The organism is Mucilaginibacter sp. (assembly GCF_965277465.1).
GTDB lineage: Bacteria > Bacteroidota > Bacteroidia > Sphingobacteriales > Sphingobacteriaceae > Mucilaginibacter.
On record NZ_CBDICW010000001.1, the window covers coordinates 492,496 to 509,273 of the forward strand.

A 16,778-nucleotide genomic window follows, 5' to 3' on the forward strand; every position below is an offset into this window, starting at 1 on the left:
TAATTTACAATATTAAGGTTCCGGCTGTTTATCATCAACGAAAATTCAGCGAATTATTGCCTCAGCAGAAAATTTCGTGCTATTTAGCTATAACGGTAATAACAATTTTACACGATTTGTTTCGGCTTTTTGTTTTTTTAGTACTATGTATTGCATAATACAATTTAAAACATATATCTTTGTGGTATGATTGTTGAAAATACACAAACCCAAATGCGGAAAGGAATACTGGAGTATTGCATTCTTTCCATTATAGCAAAGGGCGAAACATACGCATCTGACATTATTGCAGAGCTGAAAAAAGCCCAATTGCTTGTAGTTGAGGGTACTTTATATCCTTTGCTAACCCGTTTAAAAAACAATGGCCTGCTAACTTATAACTGGGTTGAATCAACCTCGGGCCCACCCCGAAAATACTATATCCTATCGGACGAAGGCCGCAATGTGCTGGAACAACTGGATAAAACCTGGGAAGAACTATCATTTGCAGTACAAACGGCTATTGGCGACAGAAAATAAAAAAACCTGAAATTATTATCAATCATGAACAAAACTATCATCATAAATATAAACGGCATTGTTTTCCATATTGAGGAAGATGCCTACGAAATACTAAAGAGTTATATGACGGATGTAAAACGTCATTTCTCAACCTCGGCAGATAGCCTGGAGATCACCACTGATATTGAAAACCGCATTGCCGAAATGTTTGCTGAGATATTAGCGCGCGAAAACAAACAGGTTATTGTGGAGCAGGATGTTAACATAGTTGTTGAACAAATGGGTTCGGTAGCTGATTTTGAGCATGCCGAGAACGATGCTGCCGCTAATGCAAGTCCGTTTACCTATAATACCGAAGGACGCCGGCTGTTCCGCGATCCGGATGATCATTTGGTGGGCGGGGTTTGTGCAGGTATAGCCAATTACTTTGATATTGACCCGGTATGGATCCGCCTTGCCTTTGCCTTATTTACCCCGGTAGCCGGTTCGGGCTTTTTACTGTACGTTATCTTATGGATTATACTACCAAAAGCTGTTACCCGTGCCGACAGGATGGCCATGAAAGGCGAAAAACAAAACCTGCAGGGCTTTAAAAAGAACTTTGAGGATGAGCTAAGCTCGGTACGCCAAAACCTTACCAACTTTGGGCACGAAGCAAGACCCTTTGTTTACAAGGCCCGTGATTTTGCAGGCGATTTTTTTCATCACCTGGGCGTATTTTTAGGCGGTACCGGTAAAGTGCTTATTAAACTATTAGGTGTTTTATTATTGCTGGCCTGCTTTGGTGGTGTTATTGCGCTTGTGGTAGCATTAATTGCCTTTGTTGCATTAGGCAAACAACCTGTTAGCCTGTTCCCTTTTAATGTTATTCAAAACCATTTTGCAAATAAGGTTTATATCTCAGCATTTTTTGTTGCCTTTATTCCGCTGCTTACCATTATACTGTTAATTATCAAGGGGATATTTAATACCGCCAGCGTTGGCAAATCAACAGGCACGGTTCTTTTAGCCCTTTGGATCTGCGCTTTGGGGATGCTGGTTTTTTATGCCACACGCATCAGTGCCGAGTTCAGGGAATCAGCAAGTTTTACCGAAACCATTAATATTAAACCAACTGCAAATAATACTTATTATTTAAAACTGAACGATATTAAATATTTTTCGCACGAGGACAGCGTAAGGCTTGATATTAAGGACCATTTCCGTAACATGATAGTAACGGATAATGATAACAACGATTTTCATAACGAACCCAACAGCGTTACCATTAATATTGAAAAAAGCGATGTGGATCACCCCATATTGGAAGAATCGTTCAGGGCCAATGGAGGCAACTATGACGATGCTTTATACAATGCCCGCAGTACACGCTATGTGTTTGCACAGTTGGATACTATTTTAAGGTTTGATTATACCCTGCGCAGAAGACCCGGAATATCATGGCATGCCGAAGAGGTGACACTTACCTTAAAAGTACCGCTAAATGCAACTGTTATTATTGACCAGCGCCTTGACCGTTACCTGCATGATATTAATATATATGATTGCAAAGTAGCCAACATGCACGAAAACGCAACCATGGCCGCATTTGTAATGACCAACAACGGCTTACAATGTAAAATTGATTCGGCCGCTATAGCCAAAAAAGATACTTCAAAAGCTATTGTACAAAGCTATAGTACGCAAAGCGCACGATAATAATCTACCGTTTGCAGCGGGCTTTTAAACAGCCTGCTGCAAACTCTTTTTTATGCAAAACCGATTTATTTATACTTAAAACAGGCTATTTGTATCAAAAAGTTGAAATTGTTTGTAACCTTAGGCCTCCTTATTGCATCTTATAGATAACAAAACAAATTTACAGTGCTAACAGCAACCCGAAATTAAGGTTGCTGAATTTTAAAAAAGGGCTAATACCCTAAGGGGATTTTTATTGCCCAAAAACAGGATGAACATTAACTAAAATCAAAAAACAGAATACTTATATAAAACAAATACTAAACCTCGCCCGGTAAAATAAACGGGAAACACCAACATCTTATTCAACTATTTAAAAAAAGAACAACATTCTTTTAACGGGCTTGCTATTGCCCAAAAACTAATAACACAATGAAATCTCTCATCATAAAAATACTCACCCTATCTATATTATTTATAAGCGGCGTATCAATTAGCTATGCTCATACCACTAAACCTCCGGTTAAAGTTTCGGGCTCATTAACTGATGATAAAGGAAAACCGATGGATTATGCCACCGTTAGCTTGCTGAACGCAAAAGATTCGACCGTGATTAAGGGAACCTTAAGTAACGAAAGCGGCCAGTATACATTTGACCGCCTGCCAGCAGGTACCTATATAGTTAAGGCAACCGTAGTTGGTTACGAAAAAACAATAAGCAAGCCTTTTACCGTAACCGATGGATCAACAGATATAACCATCCCTGTATTAAAAATGCAGCAGGCAAGCCATGCTTTAAATACAGTAACCATTACAGCAACCAAACCGCTGATTGAACGCAAAATAGACCGTACCGTAATGAACGTTGAAAACAGCGTGCTTGCCGCCGGAAATTCTGCTTTGGAAATTTTGGAGCGCGCGCCCGGTGTATCTATTGATAAAGATGACAATATCAGCCTGAAAGGGAAACAAGGCGTAACCGTAATGATCAATGATAAGCTTACTTACCTTACCTCATCGCAGCTGGCCACCTTGTTACGCTCAACCGATGGTACAACTATCCAGTCTATCGAGATCATATCAAATCCATCGGCCAAATATGATGCATCAGGTAACTCGGGCATTATCAATATCAAGCTAAAAAAGAACAAACAAAGCGGCACAAACGGCAGCGTTACCTTAGGTGCAGGCTTAGGCAGCGGCGGAAAAGACAATGAAACCATTTCACTGAACCATAAAGACGGTAACTTAAATGTGTTTGGCTCTTTTAGTCATAATGATAGCAAACGCAACCAGGATATACAGATCAAAAGAATTATTACCGACAATACCGGCGGCACTACTTATTTTAACCAGTTTACCAACCTGCTGCAATCAAACCATAATAACAGCTACCGTTTAGGTGCCGATTACGATCTGTCATCAAAGAACACCATCGGATTTGTAATGAATGGCTATTTTAATAAGGAAAACGATGCGAACAATAACTGGACCTACATAGGATCAAACTTTGCCAAAGCCGATTCAACCCTGCATACCGTTTCAGACATTCCGCAAACGTATCATAACATTGCCGTAAACCTGAACGATACCTGGAAATTAGATACCGCAGGCCAGCAGATAAGCACCGATTTGGACTACTCTAAATTTAAAAACACATCCTTGGCAACATACATTACTGATTATTACCTGGCCGATGGCAGCCCACAGCATCCACAGGCTTTTTTAGGGAACAACACCCCATCAACTATTGATATCCGCACCGCAAAAGTTGATTATACCAAACCCATTACCAAATCGGTAAAGCTGGAATCGGGCTTAAAATTCAGTGATGTAAAAACGGATAATGACCTAATGGAAAAAACAGATCAAAGCGCCGATTATGTAAGCACCAATCACTTTATTTATGATGAAAAAATTGATGCTGCTTACCTTAACCTGAGCAAGGATTTTAAACATACCTCGGTACAGTTAGGTTTAAGGGCCGAGTATACCAGCTCAAAAGCATCGGGCGATTCGGCTAACGTAGTATCTGTTATTGACAGGCATTACCTTAACTTTTTCCCAAGCGTATTTATTAACCAGACATTGAACAGCAAAAACGAAATTGGTTTATCATACAGCCGCCGTATTGACCGCCCGCAATATGATAACCTGAACCCTTTTGTTTTTCATTTAGACCCATATACTTACCAAAAGGGAAACCCTTATCTAAAACCACAATACACCGATAACTTTGAACTTAATTACACTTATAATAAAGAGCTTACTCTTACTTTAGGCTACAGCCGTACTACCGATGTAATTACCGAAGTACCGGGAACCGACCCGGCAACCAAGGTTTCATTTATTACCCAGGATAACTTACAGGTACAAAATGCTTATAACGTTAATATCTATTCGCCATATACCATTACCAAATGGTGGACTGGTAATGTTAATGCTACTGCATTTTACCTCGGCTTTAAATCAAATGGTTTAGAGGGTGGTAACCTTGACCGCGGACAAACAGCTTACAACATTCGCGCAACGCAAACATTTACACCGGTAAGCGGCTATAAAGCAGAGTTTACCGCCAACTACCAGTCGGGTTTAACTTATGGCTTGTACAATGTAAAGTCGAGATATTCTGCGGATGCCGGTATCAGCCATTCGTTTGATAACAAAAAGGCAAATATTAAACTATCCATGAGCGATATATTTAATACCCTTAGAAACGATGTGACCAGCAATTACCAAAGCACCGATTTAGATATTCGCCAAAAACGCGAATCGCGTATAACCAGGTTAACTTTCACCTACAACTTTGGCAGCAACAAAATAAAGGCCCGCAACCACCAAACCGGTGCCGATGCAGAAAAAGAAAGGGTAAAGGGCGGGAATTAATCCTAAGCCTCACCTAAATCCTCTCCTTTGGAGAGGACTTGAAAAAAATGCAAATCCAAAGCCCCTCTCCCCCGGAGAGGGGTTGGGGTGAGGCTCCTACTGCCCCACCATAAATACCGCGTTACTAAACAGCAGCTTGCCATTTTCCCAAAAGCTACGGAAGATAGGATCATCAACCATGTAAACTACGGTACCGCGGCCCATTGATTGTACACCAAGCAGTAAGCCGTCCTTAATTTTATCCTTACTTTTTTGGCCCACAAAGCCGGCTACATAACCATTCCCTTTTATGGTGCCTACGTTCCAGCCGTCATCGCCTAAAAAGTCGTAAACATCATCGCTTAATTTAATAGAGTAATAATACGGCGGCAGGCCAAAACCTAAGGGGTGGGTATTATCTAAATTCAGTTTGTAAATGGCACCGGGTACACTTGAGCGCAGGGCATCGCGGTCGCGGTCGTCATATAATTTTACTGGTTGCGGCTTAGTTTTGGCATCTGCCTTATCATCCTTTTTATCTTCTTTTCTTTTTATCAGGAAACCCTTTTTATCAACCAATTCTGCAACCGCATTTTGAAGAGCGATCAGCTTACCGCCATCACGCACCCAGCTCTGTAATTTATCCGACGGAAAATCATCATAATACCCATCCGGAAAAATAACCACATCAAAATCACCAAGCTTTGCCCGGTTCAGATCCTGGTAACGCACCAGCGATACCGGGTAACCTATCTGCTGCTCAAAAAAGTGCCAGATCTCGCCCATTCCTTCTGATGATACTGCGTCACCGGCAACTAATAACACGTGCGGCTGGTGGATATACCTGATCACATCCGACCCAAGATCATACCCTTTATCAACAAAGCCCGACATTAGGGGGGTAAGGTCCTGATTCAGGGAGGTAGCTATTTGCGCTACCCGCTGATCAAAGTCTGCACGATCATTGCCCGCACGGGTAATAAGCAAGGTGCCTGCTGCAAACTTTTTGCCTGCTGCATCAAATGGTTTTTCTGAATACCGTACTTTAATGCCCGCCTTTAATAAAGCGGCTAAAAACTTCACATCATTAACCGACTGCCAGGTTGATACATAGGCGTAAGCATGCGTATTAACCAAAACCTGCTGCTTAGCCGCCAACGCGATGGTTGGCGAAGCAGGTTTAAACGATTCCTTAACGCCGTAAGCTTTTAAGCCGTAGGCATAAGCCAGCGACCATGCCGTAATATCATAAGTGTTAGAGTCGGTCATAAAGGTTTTGGGCTCTAACAACACATTTAACAATACCGATTTTGGCTGATAGGCATTTATTACCAGGTCATTTGCCCCGGCAGTAAATTGCTCTGTTTTGCCCGTTATATAATTATAGCCGCTAACAGTAGCATTTAAACCGAAACCATATTGAATCCCATTCCTGTCAAGCGTTTTGGTTAGCGCGTTTACCTTATCTATATTATCATTTTTAATAACATAGGTTTTGTATTCGCCGGGCGGATTGCTGCGGCTGTTGTCATAAAACTTTTTAAACTGCTCCAAAAGCTTTTGTGCGTTGGCCGAAACGGTTTCTAAAGTACTTAAGCTGGTTGAGTGGTGGTGGGCAATACGGTCTGCTAATTTCAGCGTATCCCCGGTACGGGTTAAAACTGCCAGCCCGGCGCTGATACCTCCCTGCTCATACGTCATCCCGATAGATCCGTTGTACAACGGATAAGTATCCCCGTATGATGGGTACAGCAAATCAAACTCCTGCTTGGTAAAATACAGCCAGCCATTCTGGTCAAAGTATTTAGCATTGTTTTTCCCGATGGTGGTCTGGAACTCGCGCTGCCACGGCGTAATCACTTTATGCATCGGCTCTGCAGCCGGGGCAAAATAATAAGGTGCATTGTAGCCCTGTTCGTGGTAATCTACATGTACCTCAGGCAGCCACTGGCTAAAAAGCGCAAGCCTGGCCTGTGTTTCCTTTTGTGTTTGCCAGGCCCAGTCGCGGTTTAAGTCAAAGTAATAGTGGTTTACACGGCCACCTGGCCAGGGCTCGGCATGCTCGCGCGATGCAGGGTTTGCATCCGGCGTTGCTCCTTTTACCGAATTATAAAAATTCAGGTAGCGCTCGCGGCCGTCGGGATTAAGGCAGGGGTCAATAACCACCACCGTGTTTTTTAAATAAGCAGCAACACGTGTATTTGATGGGTCTACCAGATCATAAAGCGTAGCCATCGAGGCTTCTGATGATGATGGCTCATTACCATGCACATTATAGCTCAGCCAGCAAATAACCGGCGAGTTGGTTGTACCTGCCAAAGTGGTAGTTTTAACGGTATTGCCACTGGCTGCGGTAACGGTTTCCAAACCTGCAAGGCGCAGGTTATTTTGGCGGATATCTTCCAGCTTGCCAATATTCTCATCAGATGCAATGAACATAGCCAATAGCGGGCGGCCCTCGTTAGTGCTGCCGTATTGCAGCAGCTTTACATTTTTTGATACCTGGGCTATGTATTTAAAGTATTCAACAACTTTATAATGCGGGGTAAACTGATCGCCCAATTTATAACCTAAAAATTTTTCGGGCGATTGGATGGCTTGTGAAAAAACATTAAAAAAGAAAGCGACAAGGATTGCCGACAGCAATAGTTTTTTTATCATGATACGGAGCATACGTACTGGCTAATTTATAAAAATATTCTCATCTGTTTATATTAAGGAAGCCAGGCACATCAAAATGTAATTTACACATCTGGTTTCGCACAAATAAATTTTCCTCACCTTTGCCTATCTTCACCTTGCACACAAAAAAGAATAGATGACACCCCTACAGGCACTGCAAAAATATTTCGGATACAGCGAGTTCAGGCACCAGCAGGAAGCCATTATTCAGCGGGTTTTAAATAAAAAAGATGTACTGGCATTAATGCCAACCGGCGGCGGTAAATCGCTTTGCTATCAGTTGCCCGCGGTTTTATTGGATGGGCTCACCATAGTAATTTCGCCATTAATTGCCCTGATGAAAGACCAGGTTGATAGCCTGAATGTTAACGGCATACCCGCCGCCTTTTTAAACTCGAGCCAAACACCCGATGAGCAGGTACGCTTAACCGCCCAGCTTCAAAACAAGCAGATCAAACTGCTATACCTTGCGCCCGAACGCTTGTTTGGTAACGATGGTAAGCTGATCGGCTTTTTAAAATCGCTTACAGTATCATTAATAGCTATTGATGAGGCGCACTGTATTTCACATTGGGGGCACGATTTCAGGCCCGAATACCTGATGCTGGCCGGGCTGAAAGATCATTTTCCAAACGTGCCCGTAATTGCGCTTACTGCCACTGCCGATAAGCTGACCAAAAAGGATATTGAAGATAAGCTGAACCTTAAAGAAACTGCCGTATTTATATCTTCCTTTAACCGGGCCAATATTACTTACCGCGTTATCCCTAAAAGGAAAAGCATTAACCAGCTGCTGGCTTTTTTAGATGAGCGTAAGGATGATTCAGGTATTATTTATTGCCTTTCGCGTAAGTCGACCGAATCATTGGCTGCAGAGTTGCAGGCCGAAGGTTTTTCGGCCGAAGCCTATCATGCCGGTTTAGATAATGAGCTTAAGGCCCGGCGGCAGGAAGCTTTTTTAAGGGACGAAGTAAAGATAATGATAGCTACCATTGCCTTTGGGATGGGCATCAATAAATCAAACGTGCGTTACGTGGTACATGCCGATATGCCCAAAAACATTGAAGGCTATTACCAGGAAACGGGCCGCGCCGGTCGGGATGGCCTGCCATCTGATGCCATGCTGCTGTATTCGCCGGGGGATGCCATTAAGCTAAAGCAGTTTGCCATGATTGATGACAATCCCGAGCAAAGCCGTATAATGCTCAACAAACTGGATGACATGGTAAAATATTGCCAGCTCCATGCTTGCCGCAGGCAGTTTTTGCTTAAGTATTTTGATGAGGATGCCCCCGGCAACTGTGGCTCCTGCGATTTTTGCTTAACCGAATATGAGAAGTTTGATGGTACCCTCATCGCCCAAAAAGCATTATCGGCAGTAACCCGTTTAAAAGAACGTTTCGGCACCACCTACGTGGTGGACCTGCTGCGCGGCTCAAAAAACGAAAAGATAAGGGCCGAGCACAAAGAACTTAAAACCTATGGCATTGGTGCCGATATTAGTAAGGCCGACTGGATGCGATATATCCGCGAGTTAACCGCCATGGGTTATTTACAGCTTACTGATGATGCCTACCCGGTTTTAAAACTCACTTACAAAAGCGAAGCCGTTTTAAAAGGGTATGAAAAGGTAGAACTGATCGCCTCAGAAACCACCGAAGAACAAAAACCAGCCGAGGCCCTACCGTTTGAAACCACTTTGCTTAACGAGTTAAAAGCCATCCGCCGGGATATTGCTATGCACGAAAATGTGCCGCCTTATGTGATCCTGTCGGATGCTACTTTGCAGGAGATTGCTACCTACCTGCCCCAAAGCCTCGACGAACTGCGTTTAATTTCGGGCTTTGGCGATATTAAACTGGCCCGTTATGGCCGTGAGTTTTTGCTACCCGTTAAAAGCTACTGCGACAAAAATGGCCTGTCGTCACAAATAAAACTAAAATCGGCCAAAAGGGAGCGCAAAACAAAAACAGAAAGAGCGCCTAAAACGGCAAGGGCATCCAATACCTCGCAAGAGAGCTTTACTTTATACCGGTCGGGCAGAAGCATTAACGAAATTGCCAAGGTGCGCGGGCTCTCTACCTCAACTATCGAAGGACATCTGAGCTCCTATATTTATACCGGCGAGATGAATTTAAGTGAGATGGTGGATGAAGAAAAGAAAGGTCCTATCAAAAACGCGATTGAAAGCTATGGCGCCGACAAGTTATCACCCCTAAAAGAAATATTAGGCGATGCGTATAGCTATGGCGAAATTAAAGCTGTTATAGCATGGATGAAAAAAGAAGGCGTGATTGGATAGCGAAAAGAAGTTATTCTAATATTTGTATCAACTCATTCAGTTCTGCAACCTTCTCTGCCGACCCTAAATGTTCATACGCGCTGATCAGGTTACGGAGCACCCTTTTTATAATATCGGTATTGGAGCAGGGCTCATAAAACTGCTTATCGTATTTAAGGTTAAGCTGTTTTAAAAACATATCCACATCGCGGCGGCCAAAAATAAAGCCTTTGTTAAAGGCATTGATGTAGAAAAGGATGCCGCTTTCAAATTCGCTTTGCAGGCTTTCGTCAAGATAGGCCAAAATAAAATGCTGCGGCAGGTTAACCCCATAAACCGGAATATCCAGCTTTTGCGCAATAATGGAATAAATAATAGCCAGCGAGATCTGATTACCCTTCTTGGTTTCAAGGACCTGGCTCAGGTAACTATTTTGCGGATCGAGGTGATTAGCGGTATTACCGCTAAAGCCATATATGTTATAAAACACATGGTTTATAAGCTTTACCTGCTCTGCCGGGCTCGATTCGTTCATCATTTGGATCCATATATCGCGCTTAATGCCTTCAATCTGGTTAATTACCTTTTGCTCATCAAGGTCAGGATATTGATACCGGTTAATGATAAGGATGCCTTGCAACAGATCAAACGCGCCGGACTGGTGCCATAGCTGCAGGTCTTTTTTTACAATATCAAACTGGATTTCGTGTACTAAGTTGGCAATGCGCTCCTGTTGTACAGCGTCAAATGCCTGTTCCCAGGCCTGCTCTAAATATTCAATAGCCTCCGGGCCGTACGACAGTAGTTTTTGATGCACATGTTCAAAGACCTCCCCGTCCGGATCATCCAGTAAGCGTATCAGCGAATTTACTTCTGTTGGATTTATCATGCTCAGTTTTGCTAAAATACTAAACGTTTGTATATTTTTACAGCCATGTTAAATATACGGTTCGCCACAGATTACCTGCTCCACCGGCTTAAATCAAAAAACAGGCATGGTGTGCACTCGCCATTTGTTTACCGGCTGGTTGATGAGGTAATTTACGATTTTGATGCCAAAAAAGTATACACAGATGTTGAGAATATTCGCGAACAGTTATTTATTGACAATCGGATTATAACCATTACCGATTTAGGTGCTGGGTCGCATGTGAACAATAACCGCCAAAAGAAGATCAGCGATATTGCAAATAATGCCCTGAAACCCCCTAAACTGGCGCAACTGCTTTATCGCTTAGTGGCCGATTTAAAACCGAAAAACATTATTGAATTAGGCACCTGCTTAGGTATCACCACCCTTTACCTGCAAAAAGCTGCTCCTGAGGCTGCCGTTTATACAATGGAAGGCTGCCCCGAAACTGCCGGGGTTGCTAAAGAAACCTTTAAAAAAGGCAACATAGGCAATATTGAACCCGTAATTGGCAACTTTGACGATACCCTGCCCGGCGTAATTAAAAAGTTAGCACAGCTTGATTTTGTTTTTGTTGATGGTAACCATCAAAAGGATGCCACCCTTAATTATTTTGAATGGTGCCTGCCTAAGGTGCATGAAAACACAATGCTTATTTTTGATGACATTTACTGGAGCACCGGCATGAAAGAGGCATGGGCACAGATAAAAGCTCACCCCCAGGTTACTGTAACTATTGATCTGTTTTGGATTGGCCTTGTATTTTTTAAACCCGCGCAGGCAAAAGAGGATTTTTTAATAAAGATCTGACACTTTCTTTTTCACTAAAAAGATTGCCCCAGGGCTATATAAATGCCGCTTTCGCGTTTTTCGCCGGTTGGTTTTTCGCCAACCCCATAATCAAGGCGAATGGCCAGTCCTTTTTCAACATCAAAAAAGTAACGTACACCACCACCATAATTGGGTTTTAATTGCGGCAGGCTAAAAGCGGAGTGGAACACCTCGCCCGTACCAACAAAGCCTGCTAAGCCAAAGCGGTTATCAACACGGTAACGCAGTTCGGTTTGCCCGGCAATGTAATTACGATCGCGGTAGCGGCCGCCATAATATCCGCGCATCATTTCGTCGCTTCCCATTTCGGGCAATAAATAAAATGGCGATCTGCTGCCAGTTAAGCTTTGCTCCTGTATATCAAGCCCTAAAACCAGCTTTTTACTTAATGCGAAAAATTCCGAGTATTCGATATTAAAAAATCCACCTACGTAGCCATTATTTATAAATGCGCCGTGCATTAAATTATAATAGGCATTAATAATAACCCCCTTGGTGGTATAGGTGTTATTGTTACGGGTATCATAAGTAAAGCTCGGGCCGCCAAAAACAGCAGCACCACCCCGTTTATCTTCAATTGAAGGGTCGGTGTTTAAAATACCGTAGGGATCCCTGTCGTACTTGTAATAATATTTAAAGGCACCGAGGGTAACGCCGCCGTAAAAGTTTTTGGTTAAAAGCTTTTCTGCCGATATGCTGCTTTTATAGCGCTTTTCATACACGTAATCTTTATTAGCCAGGCGCGTGTTATTGCCTATACCATAAAAGTTAAACGGAAAATTATAAAAGCTGATATTGCCGGATAAATGGAGCTTATTTTGGGGTGTCCAGTAGCTGGCGTTAAGGCTAAGCTTGGTTTGTCCCTTTGTGGTAATGGTGGAGTATCCAAAAATGTTTGATACCCTTGTACCGCGGTCAAGCGTGTCAGAATAAAAGGAAAGCAGCGCAGCACCGCCAAATTCAAGGCCGGTTTCGGGTGCCGAACTTAGGGCCGGTAACAGTACAAAGCTTGGTTTGCGGTTAGTATCTTTTTTAAAATACATTTGCCGTACAAACTTTGGTAAAAAGCTTAACTGTGCAAAAACACACTGAAAGCCAAGCAGCAGAACAGATAAGGTAAAAAGTTTTTTCATTGAAAGTAGATGTGGCTAAGGTAAGCCATTTTGGCTATAAATTAAGCCTGTGGTTATTTAAAAAACCTTTACTACACTATTAAGGAGCTAAAATTCACTAAAATACCTACTTTTGCACCAAATTTATTGATCCAAAAATGAGCACTACAAAAGGACCTATAAGCCAGTTTATTGAAAAAAACTACCTGCACTTTAATGCAGCAGCCTTGGTTGACGCCGCAAAAGGTTATGAAACGCACCTTTTAGAAGGCGGCAAAATGATGGTTACCTTAGCCGGTGCGATGAGCACGGCCGAACTTGGTATCTCGCTTGCCGAAATGATCCGTCAGGATAAGATTGCCATTATATCATGTACCGGCGCTAACCTGGAAGAAGATATTATGAACCTGGTTGCGCACTCTCACTACAAGCGCGTACCTAACTACCGCGACCTTAGTCCGCAGGATGAATGGGACCTGTTAGAGAATCATTACAACCGCGTTACTGATACCTGTATCCCTGAAGAAGAAGCATTCCGCCGCCTGCAAAAACATATTTACAAAATATGGAAAGATGCCGATACCAACGGCGAGCGCTTTTTTCCGCATGAGTTTATGTACAAGATATTGTTAAGCGGCGAGCTGGAGCAGTATTATGAAATAGACCCTAAAAACTCATGGATGCTGGCTGCTGCCGAAAAGAATTTGCCAATTGTAGTACCCGGATGGGAAGACAGCACAATGGGTAACATCTTTGCATCATACGTTATAAAAAACGAAATTAAACCTACCACTGTTAAAGGCGGTATTGAATATATGGCCTGGCTTGCCGACTGGTATATCAAAAACTCAGCCGGCAAAGGCATTGGCTTTTTCCAGATTGGTGGTGGTATAGCCGGCGATTTCCCGATTTGTGTAGTACCAATGCTTTACCAGGATATGGAAATGCCTGAGATCCCTTTCTGGAGCTATTTCTGCCAGATCTCTGATTCAACCACCTCTTATGGTTCATACTCTGGTGCTGTACCGAACGAGAAGATAACCTGGGGTAAGCTGGATATTCACACCCCTAAATTCATTGTTGAGTCTGATGCTACCATTGTAGTGCCATTGATCTTTGCTTATATTTTAGGAGAATAATTTAAGAAATTCTTACAACTAAAAAGGCATCCTGTTCGGGATGCCTTTTTTTTATATCATCCGGGGTTCTATAAACGCCGGTAATTTTATTTATGCTTTTTTGATTTTTGCCGGTGCTGCAATGGCAGGCAGTTCGGCCAATACGGTGCGGCCGCCTTTTACAACCTGGCCAAGTTCAACCTTAATTTCTGATCCAAGGGGTAAAAAAACATCAACCCTTGAGCCAAACTTTATAAAGCCAAACTGCGCACCCTGCTCAACGGTATCACCTTCTTTTACATACCATACAATACGGCGGGCTAAGGCCCCCGCTATCTGGCGGAACAATACAACTACACCCTCTTTATTTTCAATGGCGATGGTTGTACGCTCATTTTCGGTTGATGATTTTGGGTGCCATGCCACCAGGTATTTACCCGGGTTATATTTAAAATATTTAACCACACCCGCTATTGGGTTACGGTTAATATGCACATTTACAGGCGACATAAAAACCGAAAGCTGGATCCTTTTATCCTTCAAAAATTCAGTTTCAACAATCTCTTCAATTACTACTACCTTACCATCGGCAGGGCAAAGTACTTGCTTGTCGTCGGTATTTATAGTGATTGAAGGGCTGCGGAAAAACTGTACGATGATTACAAACAGCAGGAACGAAAGTATGTATATGATCCACTTCACAACATGTGCTTCGGGAAAATAAAACTGTACCACGGCATTTAAAACCATGATGAACAGTATGCAAATGGCAAGTGAGGTGTATCCTTCTTTATGGAAAGTCATTTTTTTATTCTTTTTACAAAGTTATTAATTTGAAATTAAGTACAGATAAGTATATACAATTGGTGCTGCTATAAACAAACCATCAAAACGATCGAGCAAACCACCGTGGCCGGGCAGTATGCCGCCGGAGTCTTTTACGTTGATGCTGCGCTTAAACATCGATTCAATTAAATCGCCCAAAGTACCAAAGCAGGAGATGAGTACCGCAACAGATAGCCATTGGGTCCATTGCAGCTCGGGAAAGAAATGACCTATGGCAAATGATGCCGCCCCGGCAATTACTACGCCACCGATAAAACCTTCCCATGTTTTTTTAGGCGAATGGCGCTCAAACAGTTTGGTACGGCCAAACTTATAGCCAACCAGGTAAGCGCCTGTATCATTAGCCCAAAGCAGCAGCATAAATGCCAGCGGGTAATGAAAGTTAAAATCGCCTTTTATATAGGCCATTGCATGGAAAAAGGTAAATGGCACACACACAAGCCCTAAACCTAACAGGGTATAAGCTATGTTGGTAAACGGCGCTTCAGATTTTTTGAACAGCTCGTGTATAAAAATACTGCTTACGGTAAGCGTAAGCAAAAACAGTAGTTTATGCACATCGGGGCTATCCTTATAGGTAATTAAGGCAAATACAATATAAATAAACGCACCGTTTATTAAGCCTGCCTGCGTATTGGGTTGCAGGCCGGTTTGTTTAATAAGGCCGTAAAACTCCCGCAAGCATAAAATACTCAGTATTAAAAAAAAGATACCGAATGGATAATGCCCGAAAAAGAAAGAGCAAAGCATTACAAGTACAAAAAAGAAGCCGGTTATGGCGCGTGTTTTCATGGGTTAATTTGATTCAGTATTATAATTTCAATAGCATTGCTAAAATCGCGCTGGTGCACATAAACTTCAATATTGCCAAAAACGCGGTGAGATGAATCCTGTTTGTTAAGCAATACGGCGTCAATATGATTTCCTTCCAAGGCCTGTTTTACCATTTCTGATCTGAAATAATTAGAAGAGGTAAAGATCCTGACCCAGTTTTTTTCCATTAATATTGCAATGATTGTTCTTTTCGGGCTGTTATTTTTTTATAAATAAATAGCAAAAGTATCACAATTAGCAGGCTTAATAAATAGCCGGCATAATTAAATACATGCTGGTTGTTTGGATCAATATTGATCACCTTATGCTGAATCAGGTAAGTAGCAATCACATCGGTAGCGTTATTAATAAAATGCGCTAAAACCCCTGTCCATATACTGCCGCTCCAGGCAACAAAATAACCAAAAAATGCGCCCAGTAAAAGCCTTGGTAAAAAACCTAAAAACTCCATATGGAAGGCACTGAACAATATAGCCGTTATCCAAACGGCGGCATGGGTGTTTTTTGTCCACCTTACAAATATGGTTTGCAGTACCCCCCTGAACATAAACTCCTCAACAATGGCGGTAAGCAGGCCAATAAACAGCACATCAAATATCATATCGGCAATACCGTTCATCTTCAGCATTACTACCATTAGTTTTTGGGCGCTGGCCTCGCTGTCAACTATCCATTTTTGCAGACCGCTTAAGGATTTGGGCAGCATCAGTTTTTGGTTGATGTTTGATAAATACTCTATCAAAGGCATCGAGGCAAACATAATTACGAAGATGACCACGATCAGTTTCCAGTCAAACCGGAAGCTTGGCTTAATATAATCCTGAGGATCGCGGGCAATTACATAAGCAAAAAACACAGGGGCCGCAAAAATGGGGAAGGTAGTGCCTACGGTTTGCAGTATCCATAAAGCCGTAACAAAATGCGGTGCGGTAGTATCCAAACTACCTATTGACATAAGTGTTTTGGCCCCGTAAAGCGCAAAAATAGCAGCTATACCCAACAAATTAGCCACAAAAAAGAAACCCGCAAATACCCCTGCAAATATTAAAAACTGTAAAGCCGGATGTGTTTGGTTGTAACCGTTTTGTAAGTCTTTGTATGGCTTGTCTGTCATCCGCTTA

General features: G+C 42.4%; 13 protein-coding genes. 6 read left to right on the forward strand and 7 right to left on the reverse strand.

The window, feature by feature from the left end; genetic code table 11:
- The first annotated feature begins 186 nt into the window (after positions 1 to 186).
- From ACQY4U_RS02190 to ACQY4U_RS02200, 3 genes are all read left to right on the forward strand, one after another.
- Positions 187 to 519, forward strand: a complete 333-nt coding sequence (locus ACQY4U_RS02190) for a PadR family transcriptional regulator (protein WP_428327734.1) — start codon at positions 187 to 189, stop codon at positions 517 to 519.
- A 24-nt stretch (positions 520 to 543) separates the two neighbouring features.
- Positions 544 to 2,199, forward strand: coding sequence for a PspC domain-containing protein (locus ACQY4U_RS02195; RefSeq protein ID WP_428327735.1), 1,656 nt, complete (start codon positions 544 to 546; stop codon positions 2,197 to 2,199).
- A 411-nt stretch (positions 2,200 to 2,610) separates the two neighbouring features.
- Positions 2,611 to 5,064: a TonB-dependent receptor domain-containing protein gene (locus ACQY4U_RS02200; RefSeq protein WP_428327736.1), complete on the forward strand. Its 2,454-nt coding sequence runs from the start codon at positions 2,611 to 2,613 to the stop codon at positions 5,062 to 5,064.
- A gap of 96 nt (positions 5,065 to 5,160) precedes the next feature.
- Here ACQY4U_RS02200 and ACQY4U_RS02205 read toward each other — a convergent pair whose 3' ends face one another.
- On the reverse strand, positions 5,161 to 7,704 hold the full coding sequence (locus ACQY4U_RS02205; RefSeq protein ID WP_428327737.1) for a M14 family metallopeptidase: 2,544 nt from the start codon (positions 7,702 to 7,704) through the stop codon (positions 5,161 to 5,163).
- A gap of 157 nt (positions 7,705 to 7,861) precedes the next feature.
- Between ACQY4U_RS02205 and recQ the strand changes: the two genes are divergently transcribed.
- Positions 7,862 to 10,027 carry a DNA helicase RecQ gene (gene recQ / locus ACQY4U_RS02210; protein WP_428327738.1) on the forward strand — a complete coding sequence of 722 codons (2,166 nt, stop codon included), beginning with the start codon at positions 7,862 to 7,864 and terminating at the stop codon, positions 10,025 to 10,027.
- 10 nt (positions 10,028 to 10,037) lie between these two features.
- Here recQ and ACQY4U_RS02215 read toward each other — a convergent pair whose 3' ends face one another.
- A complete protein-coding gene (locus ACQY4U_RS02215) occupies positions 10,038 to 10,895 on the reverse strand; it encodes a transglutaminase-like domain-containing protein (protein ID WP_428327739.1) in 858 nt (285 codons plus the stop codon).
- Positions 10,896 to 10,940: 45 nt separating this feature from the next.
- On the opposite strand from ACQY4U_RS02215, the gene ACQY4U_RS02220 reads away from it, so the two are divergent.
- Positions 10,941 to 11,726 (forward strand): O-methyltransferase, encoded by a 786-nt coding sequence (locus ACQY4U_RS02220; protein ID WP_428327740.1) that lies wholly within the window; start codon positions 10,941 to 10,943, stop codon positions 11,724 to 11,726.
- Positions 11,727 to 11,740: 14 nt separating this feature from the next.
- Here the strand turns inward: ACQY4U_RS02220 and ACQY4U_RS02225 are convergent, their stop codons facing one another.
- A complete protein-coding gene (locus ACQY4U_RS02225) occupies positions 11,741 to 12,880 on the reverse strand; it encodes a polymerase (protein WP_428327741.1) in 1,140 nt (379 codons plus the stop codon).
- Positions 12,881 to 13,017: 137 nt separating this feature from the next.
- On the opposite strand from ACQY4U_RS02225, the gene ACQY4U_RS02230 reads away from it, so the two are divergent.
- Entirely contained in the window at positions 13,018 to 13,998 is a 981-nt protein-coding gene (locus tag ACQY4U_RS02230) for a deoxyhypusine synthase family protein (RefSeq protein ID WP_428327742.1), read from the forward strand.
- Positions 13,999 to 14,088: 90 nt separating this feature from the next.
- Here the strand turns inward: ACQY4U_RS02230 and ACQY4U_RS02235 are convergent, their stop codons facing one another.
- Genes ACQY4U_RS02235 through ACQY4U_RS02250 form a run of 4 tightly spaced genes read right to left on the reverse strand, consistent with a single transcriptional unit; the run spans position 14,089 to position 16,771 of the window.
- A complete protein-coding gene (locus ACQY4U_RS02235; protein ID WP_428327743.1) occupies positions 14,089 to 14,781 on the reverse strand; it encodes a phosphatidylserine decarboxylase family protein in 693 nt (230 codons plus the stop codon).
- 24 nt (positions 14,782 to 14,805) lie between these two features.
- The gene (locus ACQY4U_RS02240; protein ID WP_428327744.1) at positions 14,806 to 15,615 is read right to left on the reverse strand and encodes a phosphatidate cytidylyltransferase; all 810 of its coding nucleotides are present in this window, start codon (positions 15,613 to 15,615) and stop codon (positions 14,806 to 14,808) included.
- Entirely contained in the window at positions 15,612 to 15,824 is a 213-nt protein-coding gene (locus ACQY4U_RS02245) for a putative signal transducing protein (protein ID WP_428327745.1), read from the reverse strand. Before ACQY4U_RS02245 ends, ACQY4U_RS02240 begins: the two co-directional genes overlap by 4 nt.
- Positions 15,824 to 16,771 carry a lysostaphin resistance A-like protein gene (locus ACQY4U_RS02250; protein WP_428327746.1) on the reverse strand — a complete coding sequence of 316 codons (948 nt, stop codon included), beginning with the start codon at positions 16,769 to 16,771 and terminating at the stop codon, positions 15,824 to 15,826. Before ACQY4U_RS02250 ends, ACQY4U_RS02245 begins: the two co-directional genes overlap by 1 nt.
- Between the last annotated feature and the right edge of the window lie 7 nt (positions 16,772 to 16,778).